This is a genomic window from Bacillus sp. GMs2/2, assembly GCF_050172095.1.
GTDB lineage: Bacteria > Bacillota > Bacilli > Bacillales > Bacillaceae_G > Bacillus_A > Bacillus_A cereus.
In genome coordinates, this window is sequence record NZ_JBNLYE010000730.1 from 1 (window position 1) to 1,115 (window position 1,115).

A 1,115-nucleotide genomic window follows, 5' to 3' on the forward strand; every position below is an offset into this window, starting at 1 on the left:
ATTATATTCTGCTAATATACTAGAAGAAATGGCAGAACCATTTTCATAATTCACCTTAATTAATTTTAATTTCTCAATTGAAGCTGTTACAAAATCAAACTTTCCATAAATATATTCCATTACACTTAAAAACTGCTTTGTATGTAATCTATTTGCAATTGTACAATGCGGAACCCATTTTCCCGGTACGTAATATGAATTTGGGTTGTCATGAAAAGTTTTAAAATAATCATGATAAGAATGATGAAGTTTTAACAATTCATTGGTAACAGTCGGCGCTAGAAAGACCGTTCCATTAGTAGGAAAAATTCCAACAGAAGGAAAAGTTACTGCATCCATATTTTCTTGAATAGCTACAAACTCCCCTAGTTTCTCAGTATACAAATGAACATCTAACTCATTATAATCAGCTAACGTAATATGAGGTTCTACTCCAGCTAGTTGATTTGTTCCAATTACATTTGTTAATTCATTTTGCAGTTCTGTAATTTTATTAGTAAACACACGATCAAATGTAGCAATAATAGCGTACAATCTTTCTCACCCCTTCGTTACACATAGCGCTTCCCATTCTTCACGAATCATGCCCATTCGAATAGAATCATAGTATGTTCCGTTATAATAACGACACTTTCGCATTCTACCTTCTAAGCTCATTCCTATTTTCTCCGCTACTTTCATCATTCGTTCATTACCAGACCAAGTCGTGATTCCTACTCTACCAATCTCCATTTTTTCAAATAGCAAATCTCTATATAATGTCAATGTTTCTGTACCGTATCCACCATTCCAGTATGTTGGGTCATAAATCACAAGCCCCATCTCTAACCAACGCGTCGGTTTGTATTCCCAATAAAACCCGACTGTCCCAATGATTTGACCGTTATTTTCTATAATTAAATTTGACAGTGGTTCTTCTTTCAAACGAGTTTGCATCTTCTCTTTATAGGAAGAGTATTCTTGCATTGAGAACGGGAAATATGGCGCATCCCATTTCTTCCATTCTGGGCTTTCTTCTTTAAATATGATATTCCATAATGTTTTTATATCCGATTCTTCTATTGTACGAATTGTAACTTTCTTCCCCTTTAATACAACGTTTTGCATAATTCCCT

2 protein-coding genes are annotated in these 1,115 nt (G+C 34.1%); both read right to left on the reverse strand.

Annotation, left to right across the window (positions count from 1 at the left end; translation table 11 throughout):
- Nucleotides 1–534, reverse strand: a 534-nt coding sequence (locus tag ACQGS6_RS29075; RefSeq protein WP_426966079.1) for a 2'-5' RNA ligase family protein, incomplete at its 3' end; no start/stop codon positions are given.
- A 6-nt stretch (nucleotides 535–540) separates the two neighbouring features.
- The gene (locus tag ACQGS6_RS29080) at nucleotides 541–1,107 is read right to left on the reverse strand and encodes a GNAT family N-acetyltransferase (RefSeq protein ID WP_199697298.1); all 567 of its coding nucleotides are present in this window, start codon (nucleotides 1,105–1,107) and stop codon (nucleotides 541–543) included.
- Nucleotides 1,108–1,115 lie beyond the last annotated feature (8 nt).